Source organism: Stenotrophomonas sp. PFBMAA-4 (assembly GCF_030053215.1).
Taxonomy (GTDB): Bacteria; Pseudomonadota; Gammaproteobacteria; order Xanthomonadales; family Xanthomonadaceae; genus Stenotrophomonas.
Genome location: NZ_JASGBW010000083.1, coordinates 1 through 338, shown reverse-complemented (window position 1 = coordinate 338; position 338 = coordinate 1). Strand labels below are relative to the sequence as shown.

Below are 338 nucleotides of genomic sequence, written 5' to 3'. Positions count from 1 at the left end.
GGCTTCGAGCTGGCCACCCAGGGCTGGGGCAACGTGCACGCCGGCGAAGGCCTGCTGCTGTCGGCCAGCCTGCAGCAGCGCGCCGGCTCCACGGTGATGGACAACGCCAGCGTGGTGTCGCAGCTGAAGGGTGCCGAGCGCAGCCTGGAACAGATGCAGCAGACGCTGGGCCAGCAGCAGGTACCCGGCCTGGCCGAGTTCGAGCGGACCAAGCAGTTGCGCGAGCAGATCGATCCGCAGGCGCAGGGCCGCTATTCCGGTGACGTGAACGGGCAGAACGCGATGAAGCCCGGCAGCGATGGCCGCAGCCCCGGCGAGCAGCCGGTGGAACGGCTGGG

General features: G+C 70.4%; 1 protein-coding gene. It reads left to right on the top strand.

Going from position 1 to position 338, the window contains the following annotated elements; all coding sequences use genetic code 11:
- Nucleotides 1-338 (top strand): type VI secretion system Vgr family protein (locus QMZ26_RS21305; RefSeq protein ID WP_283222601.1); only part of this gene is annotated, 338 nt, incomplete at both ends.